Annotated in this window: 14 protein-coding genes; 11 read left to right on the forward strand and 3 right to left on the reverse strand. The window is 68.6% G+C overall.

Annotation, left to right across the window (positions count from 1 at the left end; all coding sequences use genetic code 11):
• Positions 1-8: 8 nt before the first annotated feature.
• Positions 9-1340 carry a type VII secretion integral membrane protein EccD gene (gene eccD / locus ACFQRE_RS14775; RefSeq protein ID WP_380123646.1) on the reverse strand — a complete coding sequence of 444 codons (1332 nt, stop codon included), beginning with the start codon at positions 1338-1340 and terminating at the stop codon, positions 9-11.
• Positions 1341-1564: 224 nt separating this feature from the next.
• On the opposite strand from eccD, the gene ACFQRE_RS14780 reads away from it, so the two are divergent.
• From ACFQRE_RS14780 to ACFQRE_RS14800, 5 genes are all read left to right on the forward strand, one after another.
• On the forward strand, positions 1565-1885 hold the full coding sequence (locus tag ACFQRE_RS14780; RefSeq protein ID WP_009775463.1) for a WXG100 family type VII secretion target: 321 nt from the start codon (positions 1565-1567) through the stop codon (positions 1883-1885).
• Positions 1885-2178, forward strand: coding sequence for a WXG100 family type VII secretion target (locus ACFQRE_RS14785; RefSeq protein WP_380123649.1), 294 nt, complete (start codon positions 1885-1887; stop codon positions 2176-2178). The genes ACFQRE_RS14780 and ACFQRE_RS14785 overlap by 1 nt, the downstream gene beginning before the upstream one ends.
• 150 nt (positions 2179-2328) lie before the next feature.
• Entirely contained in the window at positions 2329-2871 is a 543-nt protein-coding gene (locus tag ACFQRE_RS14790; RefSeq protein WP_380123651.1) for a hypothetical protein, read from the forward strand.
• A gap of 2 nt (positions 2872-2873) precedes the next feature.
• The gene (locus ACFQRE_RS14795) at positions 2874-4316 is read left to right on the forward strand and encodes a S8/S53 family peptidase (protein WP_380123653.1); all 1443 of its coding nucleotides are present in this window, start codon (positions 2874-2876) and stop codon (positions 4314-4316) included.
• Positions 4309-5805: a hypothetical protein gene (locus tag ACFQRE_RS14800; RefSeq protein WP_380123655.1), complete on the forward strand. Its 1497-nt coding sequence runs from the start codon at positions 4309-4311 to the stop codon at positions 5803-5805. Before ACFQRE_RS14795 ends, ACFQRE_RS14800 begins: the two co-directional genes overlap by 8 nt.
• A gap of 71 nt (positions 5806-5876) precedes the next feature.
• Here the strand turns inward: ACFQRE_RS14800 and ACFQRE_RS14805 are convergent, their stop codons facing one another.
• Complete coding sequence (locus ACFQRE_RS14805; protein ID WP_380123657.1) at positions 5877-7514, reverse strand: hypothetical protein; 1638 nt, start codon at positions 7512-7514, stop codon at positions 5877-5879.
• Between the two features lie 137 nt (positions 7515-7651).
• Between ACFQRE_RS14805 and eccCa the strand changes: the two genes are divergently transcribed.
• The 6 genes from eccCa to ACFQRE_RS14835 all read left to right on the forward strand — a co-directional run bounded on the left by eccCa (position 7652) and on the right by ACFQRE_RS14835 (position 14751).
• Positions 7652-11620 (forward strand): type VII secretion protein EccCa, encoded by a 3969-nt coding sequence (gene eccCa / locus ACFQRE_RS14810; RefSeq protein WP_380123659.1) that lies wholly within the window; start codon positions 7652-7654, stop codon positions 11618-11620.
• Between the two features lie 95 nt (positions 11621-11715).
• Positions 11716-12465 (forward strand): YbaB/EbfC family nucleoid-associated protein, encoded by a 750-nt coding sequence (locus ACFQRE_RS14815; protein WP_380123663.1) that lies wholly within the window; start codon positions 11716-11718, stop codon positions 12463-12465.
• 24 nt (positions 12466-12489) lie between these two features.
• Entirely contained in the window at positions 12490-12807 is a 318-nt protein-coding gene (locus ACFQRE_RS14820; protein WP_380123665.1) for a hypothetical protein, read from the forward strand.
• Between the two features lie 11 nt (positions 12808-12818).
• Positions 12819-13535 (forward strand): hypothetical protein, encoded by a 717-nt coding sequence (locus tag ACFQRE_RS14825; RefSeq protein ID WP_380123667.1) that lies wholly within the window; start codon positions 12819-12821, stop codon positions 13533-13535.
• Between the two features lies 1 nt (position 13536).
• Positions 13537-13956, forward strand: a complete 420-nt coding sequence (locus ACFQRE_RS14830) for a hypothetical protein (protein ID WP_380123669.1) — start codon at positions 13537-13539, stop codon at positions 13954-13956.
• Between the two features lie 30 nt (positions 13957-13986).
• A complete protein-coding gene (locus ACFQRE_RS14835; protein WP_380123671.1) occupies positions 13987-14751 on the forward strand; it encodes a lysophospholipid acyltransferase family protein in 765 nt (254 codons plus the stop codon).
• Positions 14752-14936: 185 nt separating this feature from the next.
• Here the strand turns inward: ACFQRE_RS14835 and ACFQRE_RS14840 are convergent, their stop codons facing one another.
• Positions 14937-15476, reverse strand: a complete 540-nt coding sequence (locus ACFQRE_RS14840; protein ID WP_009775455.1) for an NUDIX hydrolase family protein — start codon at positions 15474-15476, stop codon at positions 14937-14939.
• Positions 15477-15494 lie beyond the last annotated feature (18 nt).

Below are 15494 nucleotides of genomic sequence, written 5' to 3' on the forward strand. Positions count from 1 at the left end.
CCGCCGCCTCAGAGGAGCCCGACGGCAAAGGCCGCCAGGGGGACGAGGGCGACCAGGGCGAGTCCCTCGACGGCGTCGGCGATCCGACCGAGCTGCACCCTCGTGCGGGGAAGGACGAGGGCCATTCCCACGACCAGGGCGGCCGCAAGGGCCAGGGCAAGCGCGAGGATCGGTCTCCAGTCGGGGTGGGTGTGGGCCGCAGTCACTGCTGCGACGGCGACACCGGTGACCCCCGCGATCATGGCGATGAGCACCGTCGTCCGGGTGCGGCTGTGGCGCGTTCGCAGCAGGGTGGCGATGAACCCGACGAAGGTCAGCAGCGCACCGGGCACGCCCGAGGCGACGAGTTGGGGCGTGCACAGGATCATGACGCCGGCGCTGGCGACTCCGAGGGCGACCATCAGCTCGTGACCCGCTGCGACCTGACTGCGGACCCGATCGCGCTCCACCTCGGGCGTGTCGCCGTAGATCTCGAGGTCCGACTTGGGCGGGTGCGTCGTGAGGCGGCTCGAGGAGATGCCGACCCAGGGCAGGACGTTGCCAGCGACAGCCGCGATGACGAACACGACGGCAGCGATCCCGGTCAGGCCCCAGTCAGCGAAATGGTTGAGGGCGCCGAGCGCGGCCATCGCCACGCCAACCACGGCGGTGGTCGCGACGAGTAGCCGGTGGTGGGTGACGGCCACGGCACCGAGGACACCGACGACGATGACGCAGGCCCCGGCATACAGCAGGCCTTCGCCCCACAAGCGGGCGTCGGGCACGGCCGCACAACCCGACACGCCGGCATACGCCACGGCTGTCAGCGCGAGCGCAACGGCAGCGGAAGGTTGGTCGCGAACGTGCGCGAGGACGGCAGCGGCTCCGACGAGGAGCAGCGCGCACACCCCGGCGAGGGCCGCGATGAGGATGCTGCTGTCGCGTGCGGTGAAGAGTGCGTATGCCGCGGCAAGGAAGAGAACGACCGACGCACCGACCGCTGTGCCGGCGCTGTGTGCCGGGGTCCACGGCGTGAACTGGGTCTCGACGAGGTCGGCAACTGCTTCGACGACGTCGTCGTAGACCTTCTCGTCATCGGGGCGGTTCGGCTCGAGGGCCAGGACGGCGCCGTCCTCGATCCCTTGTGCCGCAAGGCTTCTGTCACTCTCGACGACTTGTCCGTCGGCGCGCACCAGCCGATATCCCATGCTGGCGGAGTGCGCGTCGAGGACGCCCAACTCGCGCGCGAGATCCGGGATGACCTCTGCGACGGGGATGGAACCGGGGATGCCGAGATCAGCCCGCCGCGTCCCCGATGTGACGGACAGCCTGACGAGCGACGTCGTCGTGCTCTGACTCACGAGTGTGATCCTCCCCGATCATGCCTGCTCTGGTTCGCTCCGCCGCAGCGGAGATCGCACCCGAGCATAGACGGGGAGTTCTCCCCATTGGCGGGTGCGGCATCCACCCGTATGGTCTTCCTTGTCAGGACTTCGGGGGAACAGCAAGCCGGGGTCCAACCACCAGGTGTGGTCGGTAGGGCCACCGAGGTCCTCAAGGGACCAATTGAGAGAAGGGAAGTGGCATGGGCAACACGACACACAGCGTCGGCGCTGGAGCAATCGCCAAGAGTGCGGGGATCGTCGACCAGGCGAGGACCGACCTCAAGACCAAGCTGGGCACGCTTCAGGGTCAGATGGAAGAGGTGAAGGCGCACTGGCAGGGTGCAGGTGCAGGCGCCTTCCAGAACGTCCAGAACGCCTGGACCGTTCAGGCGAAGGACCTCGTCGACATCCTCGACAACTTCCGCGAGAACCTCGTGGCCAACGACAAGCAGTACACCGCGGACGACCAGGGCGCGTCCGACATGCTCAGCAAGTACACGTCGCAGATGGGTGGTAAGTGATGAGTGGCCAGGACATCAAGGTTGCCGGTGGCGGGATTGACACCCTCATCGACGCGATGGTCAAGGGTGTCAACGACCTGAAGAGCAAGGTCACCGACATGGAGAACGACATGAAGCCCCACATGGGCGAGTGGGAAGCCGGCTCCAAGCAGGCGTTCGAGGACGTCAAGCGCAAGTGGAACGGTGAGGTCGAAGACCTCAACCAGCTCCTGCTTGACATCAAGACGGCTGTCCAGACGTCCAAGGAGAACTACCTCGCGGGCGAGCTCAAGAACAAGAACAGCTGGAGCTGACCTTCCGGTCATGAACAGTTGAGTCCGTGCCGACATCCCGACATCCGGGTTGTCGGCACGGACTGCGTCCCAGCGGCGCAAGTGGCTTGGTGGTACCGAAGACACGCAGGACTGACGTAGAACTGACGCAGAGATTCAGGGGAGGCAGCCATGGGCGGCGAAGACATCCACTACCCGACCGCGCACATGAGGTCCGTCGCGAGCAAGGCACGCACGGACTGGGAGAAGGACGCGGGCTCGACGCACTCGACACTCAACGGCGCTGCGGCGGCCAAGGATTCGTTCGGGGACATTCCCGTGCTCGCCCAGTACGGCTCGGTCTTCGACCAGGTCAAGGGCATCTACGTCAAGGCGATGGAAGGGGTCAAGACCGACCTCGTCGCCGTCGCAGACGGGATCACGACATCGGCCAAGCACACCTCCGACAAGGACGACGAAGCCGAAGCCGCGCTCGTCGCGCTCTGGCAGAAGTGGGACCGCGGGCCGCTCGAGAGCGAGCGCCAGCGCGATGAGGCTGCGGCCACTCCCGAGGCGCAGGCCGCTGCGGCCGCGACCGACCAGGCCGAGGTGGCCACGGGAGCATCTCCCGACTCCGAGACTCCGGTCGAGGGACCTGCAACCAACCCCGACACCCGCAACGAGGGTGCCGTGCCGACCGGGACGGGGCCTGGGCACGAACCGCCCACGTCGTGACCATGTCCACTCCACCACTCCTCGCGCGTTGCACCGGCGTCGCTCTGACGGCGGCAGTCGCTGCCGCCACGGTGACCCTCGGTGCTGCATCTGCGGGGGCCGATCCACTGACCGATGGCCAGTGGTGGAGCACGGCCATGGGGGTTGACGAGCTGCACCGCTCCGGTGCGGGCCAAGGAATCACTGTGGCCCTGATCGATGGCCCGATCGACTCGAGTGTGCCCGAGCTCAAGGGGCGCGTGGCGTCCTCTCAGACGGAGTGCGTGACCGCTGACGGCAGCCCGCAGAAGTCCACCGTGGCTGGCCTGACCGCGGACCACGCGACGATGATGGCCTCGCTCCTGGTCGGGAGTGGCAAGGGCACTGCCTCGGGCGGTCGAGGTGTGGCTGGCATCGCTCCCCAAGTCACCCTGCGTCACTACGCGGTGGCCTTCGGAACGAACGACGAGCCCGAAAAGCTCCGGTGCCAGCTCAAGGGCGGTGTGAGCGACGCGGTCGACGACGCGACTGCACGTGCGATCCGGCAAGCGGTCAGGGATGGTGCGCGCATCATCAGCATCAGCCTGACGACCGACTACACCGATGAGTACATTCCGGCGTTGCTCGACGCCTACCGAGCTGGAGCCATCGTGGTCGCATCCACCAACAACGACCGGCGCAACGTCTTCTGGCCGGCCATCGGCAACGGCGTCGTCACCGTGACGCACGTGGACGCCAAGGGCAACCTCGACGACAGCGCCGTCCGTGGCAGCTCCCTCGTGGACTTCGCCGCCCCCGGCACCAAGATCGCTGCGGGCCGGTGGACTCCCTCGGGCTGGCGCAGCGACGTCGTCGCTGACGGCAGCTCGCAGGCCACGGCGATCACGGCTGGTGGCCTGGCGGCCGTGTGGTCGGCACACCCGAGCGCCACCGGCAACCAGGTCCTCCAGGCGGCCAAGGACGCGATCGGACTCCGTGCCGAGAACGGCACCTTCCTCACCTGGTTCCGCCGGGTCGGGGCCGACCTGCCCGAAGCAACGGGCAAGACAGAGTCCTACGGTTTCGGCATCTTCTCCCCGGCCGACGCGATCAAGCTCGATGTCGAGAAGCTGTCGACCGTCAATCCGATGGTCACGGAGCGTGGCACGGAGGACCCTTCGGCCGCCGACATCGCTGCGGCGACCGCGGCCTCCGCGTCCAGTGCGCCGACACCGAGCGCGTCCTCGTCGGCGTCGACCCCGGCCACGGGTGCGGCGACGAAACCGCCCACCAAGGCATCAGGTACGTCCGACAACGCGGCGCTTCCGTGGCTCGGCGCCGGAGTCCTCGGACTCCTGGTCGTCGGAGGCGTGCTTCTCGTCGTGCGGCGACGATCCACGGCACACCGACCAGCTGAACGTGAACACGACCCGACGGCAGCGGCGGATGGGGCCGCTGCCACGACGAAGGAGAACAGTCATGCGTGACCCCGACGCACCGGCACCGGATCCGGTGCTGAACGCCAACGCGAAGCACTACGAGCGACAGCTCCACAAGATCTTCGCGGTCGACACCGCCTCGATCTGGCTCACGTGGAACGACTGGAAGACCGCTGAGACCCAGGTGACCGACCTGGCCAAGGCCGTGCGCACCACGAAGGCGTCGCTGCAGGAGCCCAGCGGCGACAAGCCGTGGTCCGGCCCGGCCGCCGATGCGGCATACACGAGTCTCGACCGGCTCAGCACGTCGCTGGACGACCGCTCCCGCGAGCTGGGGGACGTCAAGGCGAGCCTCGACAAGATCTACAAGGCCGTCAATCTCGCCAAGGATGAGTTCAGTTCCAAGGTCAACAGCATCTCGACGTGGGTCGACCCTGCTGCTCACCAGAAGCTCCCGGCGGGTGCCCCGAAGCCGGACATCAACCTCTACGGCGTCCCTGACGGCGAGGCCATTGCTGCTGCCGAGGACGCGAAGTGGGAGGAACGCAACCAGGCGGCCAAGGTGGTGCTGGACTCCCTGGGTGCTGACACGCAGACAGCCTCCGCCAAGCTGCCGATCGACGCCAAGAGTGATGCCCAGACGCCTTACAGCAACGATGGTCCGGCTTCCTCCGACCGCACGTCGGGGACGGCTTCGCAGTCCTCCACGTCGGGTGGCTACATCAACGGCGGTCGGGCCGTGGTCACCGGGCAGCTCGATCCGGTCGACAACGGAAACCACACGGGCACCGAAGTCCCGACGGCTCACCCACAGCCACCCACCGAGATCTGCACCGGCGACCCGACTCACGTACCGACCGTCGATGAGGTCAACTACGACCCGATCAGCTCCGACGGGCCCGTCACGGGTTCCACGGGAGTCTCGACCGGGACGGGCACGGGCCCCACGGGCACCTACCCGACCGGTGGCGGTGGCGGTGGTGGCGTCGGTGGAGGCGGGCTCGCGGCCGGAGGCATCGGCGGTGCCGCCGGTCTCGGTGGCATGCTCCGTGGCGGCGCGGGAGGCATGTTCTCCAACGGTGGCGCGGCCCGTGGCGGTGCGACCGGAGCCCGGGGCAACGGTGCCGGAGCACGCGGATCGGCGACGCGTGCCGGTGGTGTCGGGCGTCCCGGTGGGGCGCAGGCGATCCCCGGCGGCGGTGGAGCATCCGCGCGAGGCGGAGCCTCGGGCCGCGGCAGTGCGGTCAAGGGAGCAACGGGCTCGGGTCGCTACGGCGTCCCGAAGCTGGGCAGCAACGGTGGCGTTGCCGGTGGCGGTGGACAGGCAGGCAAGGGCTCGGGTGCAGGCAAGGGCGCAGGCACCGCCAAGGCTGGCGCGCGCGGCGGTGGCCGCACCTCCCTGGGAGCAGCCGGAGCCGGGGGCGCCCGCAAGGGTGACAAGAACGGTCAGCCGGAGGATGTCGACAAGCTGACCACCGAGGACGAGGAGAAGTGGTTCGAGGGCACAGACGATTCCAGCCCCCAGGTCTGGGAGTGACTGAGCTCCAGCACTGACCTCCAGCTCTGGCTGTGGGCTGACGGTGTCAGCGACTCATCCGGCGGATGGCCTCAACCCGAGGTCATCCGCCGGATTGCTTCCACGCCGCCTGCGGCCACGATGCCCAGCGGCAGGCAGAATGCGACGGTCATCGTCTCGATGGAGTCGGCGAACCGGGACATCCTGGTAGAGCGGTAGCCCTGCACGATGGCAGAGGCGCTGACGACGCTGATCCAGGCGATGCCGGTCCCGACGAGGAAGACCACGAGCGTGGCGCCGGACCAGCCCGTGGCCAGCAGGGCAACGGCGGCGGCGAGCAGCAGGGAGCTACACGCGGCCAGCATGCTGTAGCGGGGGAGCCGGTCGCGCACGGAGCGTGACTGGTAGCCACAGGCGAGAGCCGCAACGACGAGGACAGCCACTGATCCCCAACGAGTCACGCTGTCGCGTGCCGGTGTGGTCACGAGCAGCCATCCGCTCACGGCCGTGGACAGCGAGAGGTATGCCGTGCCGATCGCCACGATTTCTCGGGCGGCGTCGAACCGGGCACGCATGTCGCCACGCGTGATGCGCTGACGTCGACCGGCGCCTCGCTCGCGCACGGACCAGATCGTGGTGGAGAGCCGCTCGGTGTCGACCAGCTGGTTGAGGTCGACCGTGAGGCTGGTCGTGGGCAGCAGGCGCATCAGCAGCGGCCCCAGTCCCGTCACGAGCGCCGCGATCGAGGGACCCGACCAGTCGAGCACCGTGCCCAGCCCGACGAGCAGTCCCAGGCCGCCGATCGCCGACATCACCGTCCGGTCGCCGGGTGAGTCGACCGCCACTCGGGTCCGTGTGATGGCGAGAGCGAGGACGGCGACCGCGCATCCGGCGACGACGGCGACCGCCGCGCGACCGGGAGACTCGGGCAGAGGGAGCGTCAGACCAGCAGCCAGCCCGAGGGCCGGAGCCGTTGCCGCGGCGGCGAACTGGTGGGATCGCTGGTTGCTGAGCGCTGCGAGTCCGATGGCGCCGCCGGCGAGCAGCGCTGCGGCGGCCGTGGGCATCCACGCGGTCGTGGTGCCCCAGAAGGTGAGGCTTGCGGACGTGCTGTCACCGTTGCTGGACAGGCTCCAGACGGCCACGAGACTGATGACGGCACCGAAGGCCGCTGCCAACCAGATGAGCTGAGCGGCAGTCGAGGGCAACGGTGCTGGAGTCGAAGGTGGCGTCCGACGGGCAGCGTCCGAGGCCCGGGGCGCTGCACGGACGGGGCTGGTGGCGCCCAGGCTCGATCGCGGAGCGGTGATGTCGGAGGCTTCTGCGGCGGGTGCTTCTCCGCGGCGGCGCGTGGACTCGTCCACGTCCGGGCCGCGGGGTGCTTCGACAACTTCGCGATGGCGTCCACCCGAACCGGCGGGGGCGCTGGCCCGGGCCCCACGGGCGCTGCGTCCACGGTCGAGGTTGAGGATGTCGCGGGTGATGGCGTGCGTCGTCACGGGCACCACGGTGAGGACCGAACCCGTCGGCACCGAATCGTCAAAAGTGTCGTGCGGTCCAAGGACCCGTCCACTCGGGGTCGCGATGGCATGGGGGTTGGCGCGGGAGGCGATGCCGAGGACCGACAACACCTCGGTGACCTGTGCGCCCACGGGCACGACAAGGTCATAGCGACGTCCGCCGGCAGTGAGGCTGATCTGGAGCCCCGCGCTCGCGTCCGTACCCGGCATACGTAACCCCCTCCTCGTTCAACGGCCTTGGCCTCATCGAAGGATAGGCGTCCGAGGCGATTCGTGGTGCGGCGCCCTCCACCCTTTCGACGCTCTCGGGATAAGTTGAGCCGGTACCAGTACTCGGGGAGGAAAGCGTGACCGCCACAGTCGCAGGGACTCGACAGGAAGCACCGTCGGTCCCAACGGGACGTATCGTCCTGCAGCCACCGCCGGAGATCACACCTGCGGAGGGGCTCAGCAACACCCTGATGCAGGCGGTGCCGATGCTCGGCAGTGTGGGCTCGATGGGCTTCGTCGCGCTGTCGTCGCCGGGGCCCAAGGGCATCATCGGCGCTGGCATGTTCCTCGTGGCCTCCCTCGGATTCGTCTTCTCGAGTGGTCTGCGCACCCGCCAGCAGCACAACGCCGAGGTCATCTCCAACCGGCGTGAATACCTTGCCTACCTCGCCGAGGTCCGCGGCACCGTCCGCGACGCTGCCGCCAAGCAGCGCGAGGCGGGGCTCTGGAACTACCCCGCGCCAGCGTCGCTCGCTCTCCTCGCGGAGGAGAAGAGTCGAGTCTGGGAGCGACTGCCCAAGGACGACGACTTCCTCCACGTGCGCATGGGGACGACGTCCCAGCCCCTGTGCCTGACCCTCGAACCTGCCGAGACGCCGCCGCTGGCCCAGCTCGACCCGGTCGCCGCGTCCGGCCTGCACCGCTTGCTCACGACCCACCGCGTGCAGCACGGACTGCCGGCGTCGGTCTCGATGTCGGCCTGGTCGCGGATCCAGGTCACCGGCGAGGCCGGGCCGGCGCGTGCTCTCGCGCGCTCCCTCGTGGTCAACGCGGCGATCATGCACTCGCCGGACTCCCTCATCGTGGCCGCGCTCACCAGCCCCGACTCGCGCGACGAGTGGGACTGGCTCAAGTGGCTGCCGCACGCCCTCAGCCCGCGTGAGCGCGACGCGATCGGCCCGATGCGCCTCGTTGCCGAGTCGATCGACGAACTCCTCGAGCTGCTGCCCGACGACATCACCGACCGGCCGCGGTTCGGACCCGGGGGCCAGCCGCCCACACCTCACGTCCTCGTCATCGTCGACGGCGCCCGGCTCCCGCGCCACAACCCGCTCGTCACCGACGACGGTGTCCTCGGGGTCACGGTCCTTGACCTTCCCGAGCAGTGGGGTGAGCTCGACTCGACCACCACGTTGCGTCTCGCTGTGGATGCGGCACGGCATGGTACGCCGGCCGGTCAGGTTCCGTTCGAGATCCTCAGCCTGAGCCGCGGAGGCGCCAGGGGTCTCGCCGACCAGATGAGCGTGACCCAGGCCGAGGCGTCAGCCCGGCGCCTCGCCCCGATGTTCGTCAGCGGTGAGGTCGAGGTGCGTGATGCGCTCACCTCGAGCACCGAGCTCGTCGACCTGCTGGGTCTGGGGGACGTGCGCGACTTCGATCCGGCCACCGCCTGGCGACCTCGCCTGCAGCGTGACCGGCTCCGTGTGCCGATCGGCGTCGGTGGCAGCGGCCAGGTCGTCGCCCTCGACATCAAGGAGTCCGCCCAGCAGGGCATGGGCCCGCACGGCCTCGTCATCGGTGCCACCGGTTCCGGCAAGTCCGAGCTGCTGCGCACCCTCGTCCTGGCGCTCGCGATGACCCACTCCTCGGAGCAGCTCAACTTCGTCCTGGTCGACTTCAAGGGTGGTGCGACGTTCGCCGGCATGGCCGACATGCCACACGTCTCGGCCGTCATCACCAACCTCGGTCAGGAGCTCACCCTCGTCGAGCGCATGCAGGACGCGCTCCAGGGCGAGATGACCCGTCGACAGGAGCTGTTGCGCTCCGCGGGCAACTTCTCCAACGTCACCGACTACGAGAAGGCGCGCGCCGGTGGCGCGGACCTCGAGCCGTTGCCGGCCCTGCTCATCGTGGCCGACGAGTTCTCGGAGTTGCTCTCTGCCAAGCCGGAGTTCGCCGACCTCTTCGTGGCCATCGGTCGACTCGGCCGATCCCTGTCCATGCACCTGCTCCTCTCGTCGCAGCGCCTCGAGGAGGGACGACTGCGCGGGTTGGAGTCGCACCTGTCCTACCGGATCGGTCTGCGCACCTTCTCGGCGGGCGAATCCCGGACCGTCATCGGTGTGCCGGACGCCTACGAGCTGCCGCCCATCCCCGGCCTGGGTTACCTCAAGCCGGACCAGACCACGCTGCTGAAGTTCAAGGCGGCATACGTCTCCGGACCGCCCAAGGGTCGCGGTCGGCGCACGGCCGCCGGAGGCACCGGCTCCAACATGCAGGTGTTGCCCTTCACGACCAGCAAAGCCGTGTCAGCGGTGTCACGGGTCGAGGAGGAGCCGCAGGCCCTCAACGAGCCCGATGAGACGCGGGCCGTGTTCGACATTGCGGTCGCGCGGATGAAGGGTCACGGTCGTCCCGCGCACCAGGTGTGGCTGCCGCCGCTCGACGTCCCCAACTCCATGGACCAGCTGCTCGGCGACCTCGCACCGGACCCTGCGCTGGGTCTGGTGAGCAAGCGGTGGCGCGGCCAGGGTTCCTATGTCATCCCGATGGGCATCGTCGACCGTCCACTCGAACAGCGTCGTGAGCTCTTCGTCCTGCGTCTCGGCGGCGCTGCCGGCCACGTGGCCGTCGTGGGTGGGCCGCGCACCGGGCGCAGCACCTTTGCCCGCACCCTGGTCAGCTCGCTGGCCCTCACGACCACCCCACTCGAGACGCAGATCTACGTCCTCGACTTCGGTGGCGGCACCTTCACGCCGTTCGCGGGCCTGGCACACGTCGCCGGTGTCGCGAACCGCAACGAACCCGACGTCGTGCGTCGCACCGTCGCCGAGATCACCGGCATCATCGACAAGCGCGAGGCCTACTTCCGCGCCAACGGCATCGACTCGATCGAGACCTACCGCAGCCGCCGGGCCGAGGGCCGCGTCGACGACGGCTACGGCGACGTCTTCCTCGTCGTCGACGGTTGGCCCACCATTCGGGCGGAGTTCGACGAGCTCGAGCAGACGATCAGCGGGATCGCCGGTCGCGGCCTCACGTTCGGCATCCACGTGGTCATCACGACGTCGCGCTGGATGGATTTCCGGATGCAGATCCGCGACGTCCTCGGCACCAAGGTCGAACTCGGTCTGGGTGATCCCGGCGACTCCGAGATCGACCGCAAGGTCTCGGCCAACGTGCCCAAGGGTCGCCCTGGCCGAGGCATCACGACGACCAAGCACCACTTCCTCGCCGGCATCCCGCGCATCGACAACTCCGGCAGCGTCGAAGACCTGGGTGACGGGGTCGAAGACCTCGTCGCCAAGGTGACCGCCGCCTGGAAGGGCGCGCGCCCGCCCAAGCTCCGCCTCCTCCCGGAAGAGATCTCGCTCGAGACGATTCGCGAGCAGGCCGGCGCGGGGGACAAGCGGGTGCTCCTCGGCATCAACGAGAGCAACCTCGAACCGGTCGGCGTCAACGTGGCCGAGGAGTCCCACCTCTACCTCTACGGCGACAGCGACTCGGGCAAGTCGGCGATGCTGCGCGCCTATGCCAGCGAGATCGCCCGGCTCTACACACCCGACGAGGCCAAGCTGTTCGTCGTCGACTACCGCCGAGCCCTCCTGGGCGAGCTGCCCAACGAGCACCTCGCCGAATACATGACGACCGAGGAGCAGGTGACGGCCGAGATCGAGGGCCTGACAGCGTTCCTGCGCACTCGCCTGCCCGGGCCCGACGTCACACCCGAGCAGTTGCGGGCACGCTCGTGGTGGTCGGGCTCCGAGGCGTTCATCCTCGTGGACGACTACGACCTCGTCGTCACCTCGGCCGGCTCACCGTTGCGCCCCCTCATCCCGCTGCTCGCGCAGGCCGCCGACGTGGGTCTCCACCTCGTGGTGACCCGCCGTGCCGGTGGTGCGTCGCGGGCGAGCTATGAGCCGGTCCTGCAGGCCATGCGTGACCTCGCCAGCCCAGCCATCATGCTCAGCACCCCGCCCGACGAGGGCGCACTGGTCGGCAACATCAAGGGCTCGCTCCAGCCGCCCGGTCGTGGTCGCCTCGTGACGCGTGACCGGGGCAACCAGGTCGTGCAACTCGGCTGGCTCCCGGCGCAGCACTCCTGACCGCAGCCGGTCACGGGGAGTGCTCCCCATCGACGCGCGAGGACAGCGATGCTTGGCTGGTGTGCATCACCGGACAACGTCAAAGGGGAGAGGTCATGACCGATCCGATGGAGCGCCTGCTTGACACGCGCGACGAGCTCGACCGCGCCAGCCAAGCCTTCGAGCGCGCAGGGCAGGACCGGAGGCCAGCCGACGGCACTGACCCCTCGAACCAAGTGACGGTGTCCGTCTCGGCAGAGGGGCACCTCAAGGCGGTGCGGATCCGCGCTGGTTGGGCGCAGCATCTGGGCGCGACCGAACTCGGGCCCGCCGTGCTGGCGGCCATGACTGATGCCGGGGCCAAGTTCGCGGTCGAATGGGGCACCTCCCTCTCGGACGCCCTTGATGGCCCGGCGCCGCAGACGCGCCCGCTTCCGTCCTTCGCGGACAGCATCGCGGCCGGTCTGGACGAGGTGACCACGACGGCTGCGCTGGCTTCGAATGACCGCGCCTCCCTGGAGGCGATGGTCGAGACGCTCGAGGGGATGCTCGGCGAGATCGACACGGTGTCCAACGAGGTCGAGGCGGTGACCTCCCGGACCTTCGCGGGCCGCGCCAGCGGGGCGGACGTCACGGTCAGGTTGACGGGCGCCGGGATCATTTCGGGTGTCGAGGTCGCGGAGAGCGCCACGCGCCACCACGCAGCAAACATCTCGAGATACATCTTGGCGGCCTATGACGACGCCCTGCGCCAGATCGCCTCCACCCGTGGGGTCGATCAGATCCTTGAGCAGTCCGTGTTCGGAGAACTGCGTCGGCTCAGTGCCGACCCGAGTGCCCTGGCCAGCCGGTTCAGGGCTTTGTGACAGTGACAAGGGGAGGAACCTGACATGAGTTTCGAAGTTGCCCTGCAGGCCCTCGGCGACGATGCCGCGGTCTGGGACGACGTGTCCAGCACGCTCAGCACCGCCACGACCAGCGCATCGAGCCTGACGCTCTCGACGTCCCAGTTGTCCTGGGCGGCAGACGTCGTGGGTCTGACGACGACATACGAGTCGATGCGCGCCAAGATCGAGCGCCTGCTTCGTGAAGGAACCACTGAGACTGACACCATCGCTGCAAATCTGCGCACGGTGAAGACGACCTACGAAGGGCACGACGAGGCTGCCAAGCAGCGGCTCGCGGCGGCCTGGTCACCGAAGAGCTGACGGGGAAGACGATGGATGCACTCATTGAGCAGATCAACGGACTCATCGAGAAGATCAAGGGCAAGCTGGACGAGCTGCTGGGGATCGTCAACGACTTCCTCGGGTGGATCCCGTGGGGGCTTGGCTGGCTGGCCGACAAGATCAAGGATGCCTGGGACTGGCTGGTCGAGAAGTTCAACGAGTTCTGGGACGGCGTGACGTTCATCTTCGGGAATCCCGGGGATCGAGGGTTCCTCGAAACCACAGGGAACTCCTGGTCGACGGACATCGGCGGTCCCGTGTCGGCCAAGAAGGACACGGTGGACGCCTCCGCGATACTCAAGGCAGACGACAAGTGGCAGGGTGACGCGGCTGGTGCCTACGCGGGCAAGGCCAAGCTGCACCAGACCGCTCTCGAGAAGATCGTGACGACCTACACCACGACTGCGTCAGCGGCGCTCGAAACGGTGCGGGGCGGGCTGGTCAAGTACTACATGGGCCTCATCACGGCACTGGGTGCTCTCGTCGTCGGCATCATCGGTGCCCTGGCCAGCTCCGCCACCATCTTCGGCATTCCGGCGGGCATCTTCATTGCTGCCGGCGCCGCCCTCGTGGCCATCGGAGCCTTCTACACCGGCGGCACGCTGCTCAAGAGCGACTGCACCACGGCCAACACGTCCCTGACGCAGAAGATGAACGACAACAACGGTTTCCCCAACGAGGGGTGGCCCAAGGGTGCGGTTCTCTGACGTGGCCACCGACGCGTTGACAAAGAGGCGCGAGGCACTTCGCCTCACGGCAGCACTGGTGATGGCGCTCGTGGGTGGCGCGGTCGCCTTCATGGCGCCGTCCGCCGTGACCCCCGGGACCCCGGAGTCGGCGGGCATCGTGTGGCTGGTGGGCGCCGTCGGCGGCGTCGTCGCCTGCCTGCTCGTGGCCGGCTCCTCGATCGTGCGGCTGAGCGGGCGACAGGACTCCGTGTCGACGGCAGCAGTCTTCTTGGGATGGGCCACGATCCTGGGGCTGGTCCTGGGCGGGATCTACGGTGTCGTCACCGGCGTGCCCGCAGGTGACGCCGTGGGAATGTCCTTCATCGTTGCCATCCCCGCTGCGGCCGCCGTGGTGCTGACGTTGGTAGGACGCGGCCTGCTCCACCGATCCGAGCAGTGACGCAACCTACGGGGCCGTAGGCTGAGATCCATGGAACCCGTCTACACCCCGGTCATCTCCACCGCCCGCGTCCTGTTCGCCGCACAAGGTCTGAAGTTCAGGATCGAGGGCGCCCACCACGTTCCGCGTGTCGGTGGTGCGGTGATGGCGATCAACCACACGGGCTACTTCGACTTCACGTATGCCGGCCTGGCCGCTCTGGACTCGAAGCGTCTCGTGCGCTTCATGGCCAAGCAGTCGATCTTCTCCCACCGCGTCGCAGGTCCGCTCATGCGCGGCATGAAGCACATCCCGGTCGACCGCAAGGACGGTCGCGGCTCGTTCAACCGCGCCGTCCAGTCCCTCAAGGACGGCGAGATCGTCGGCGTCTTCCCCGAGGCGACGATGTCACGCTCCTTCGAGCTCAAGGAGTTCAAGCCGGGCGCAGTCCGCATGGCCCAGGAGGCCGGCGTCCCCATCCTCCCGACGACCATCTGGGGCTCGCAGCGCGTCTGGAGCAAGAACACCCCCAAGCACCTGAAGCGCAGCAAGATCCCGATCTTCCTCACCGTCGGCGAGCCGATCCACGTCGACCCCACCGAGAACCGCGTCGAGGCCACCAGCCGTCTCCAGGAGCTCATGAACGCCCAGCTCGGGGCCCAGCAGGCCGCCTACCCACCCATGACCGGCGACGACCTGATCTTCCTGCCCGCCCGACTTGGCGGCAAGGCCCCGACGCCCGAAGAGGCCAAGGCCGAGGACGACGCCGACATGGCCCGCACCGTCGACAAGTTCAACAAAGGCCGCAAGGCCTGACCCGCCTCGCTCGGGTGGTCCGGTCAACGGCGCTGCGCGCCGAAAACGCCCGTTCGCCGCTATCCCATCCGCACTCCGCGCGCTGAGCGCGCTCCGTGCTCCCGCCAGGCCCAGCCAGCGGCGAACGGGCATTTTCGTCGCTTGGCCGGCCCGCGTCCCCTTTCGCTCGCAGCCCTTTCTCGGCCTCAGACGGGGTGGCCCAGGTGGGCGAGGGCTTGTCTCAGAAGGACTCCGTGGCCGCGTTCCATCTCTGCGAGGACGCCGGGGGCGAGGGCTTCGTCGGGGGTGAGCCAGGCGAGGTCGAGGGCGTCCTGCTGGGGGGCACAGTCGCCGGTGACGGGGACGACGAAGGCCAAGGAGACGGCGTGCTGGCGGGGGTCGTGGAAGGGCGTGACGCCGGGGGTGGGGAAGTACTCGGCGACGGTGAAGGGGACCGGGCTGGTGGGGACCTGCGGGAGGGCCATGGGGCCGAGGTCCTTCTCGAGGTTGCGAAGCAGGGCGTCCCGCACACGCTCGTGATAGAGCACGCGGCCCGAGACGAGTTCGCGCTGGATGTCGCCGTCGCTGGAGGCGCGCAGCAGGAGGCCGACCGCGGTGACCGCGCCACGCTCGTCGACCCGGACGGGGACGGCGTCAACGTAGAGGATGGGCAGGCGCTCACGGGCGTTGTCGAGCTCTTCGCGGCTCAGCCAGGCGGGCGTGCTGTCGACTTCGAGGGGACCCATGGTCGCGATTGTGCCAAA

Source organism: Knoellia pratensis, assembly GCF_042666395.1.
GTDB lineage: Bacteria > Actinomycetota > Actinomycetes > Actinomycetales > Dermatophilaceae > Knoellia > Knoellia pratensis.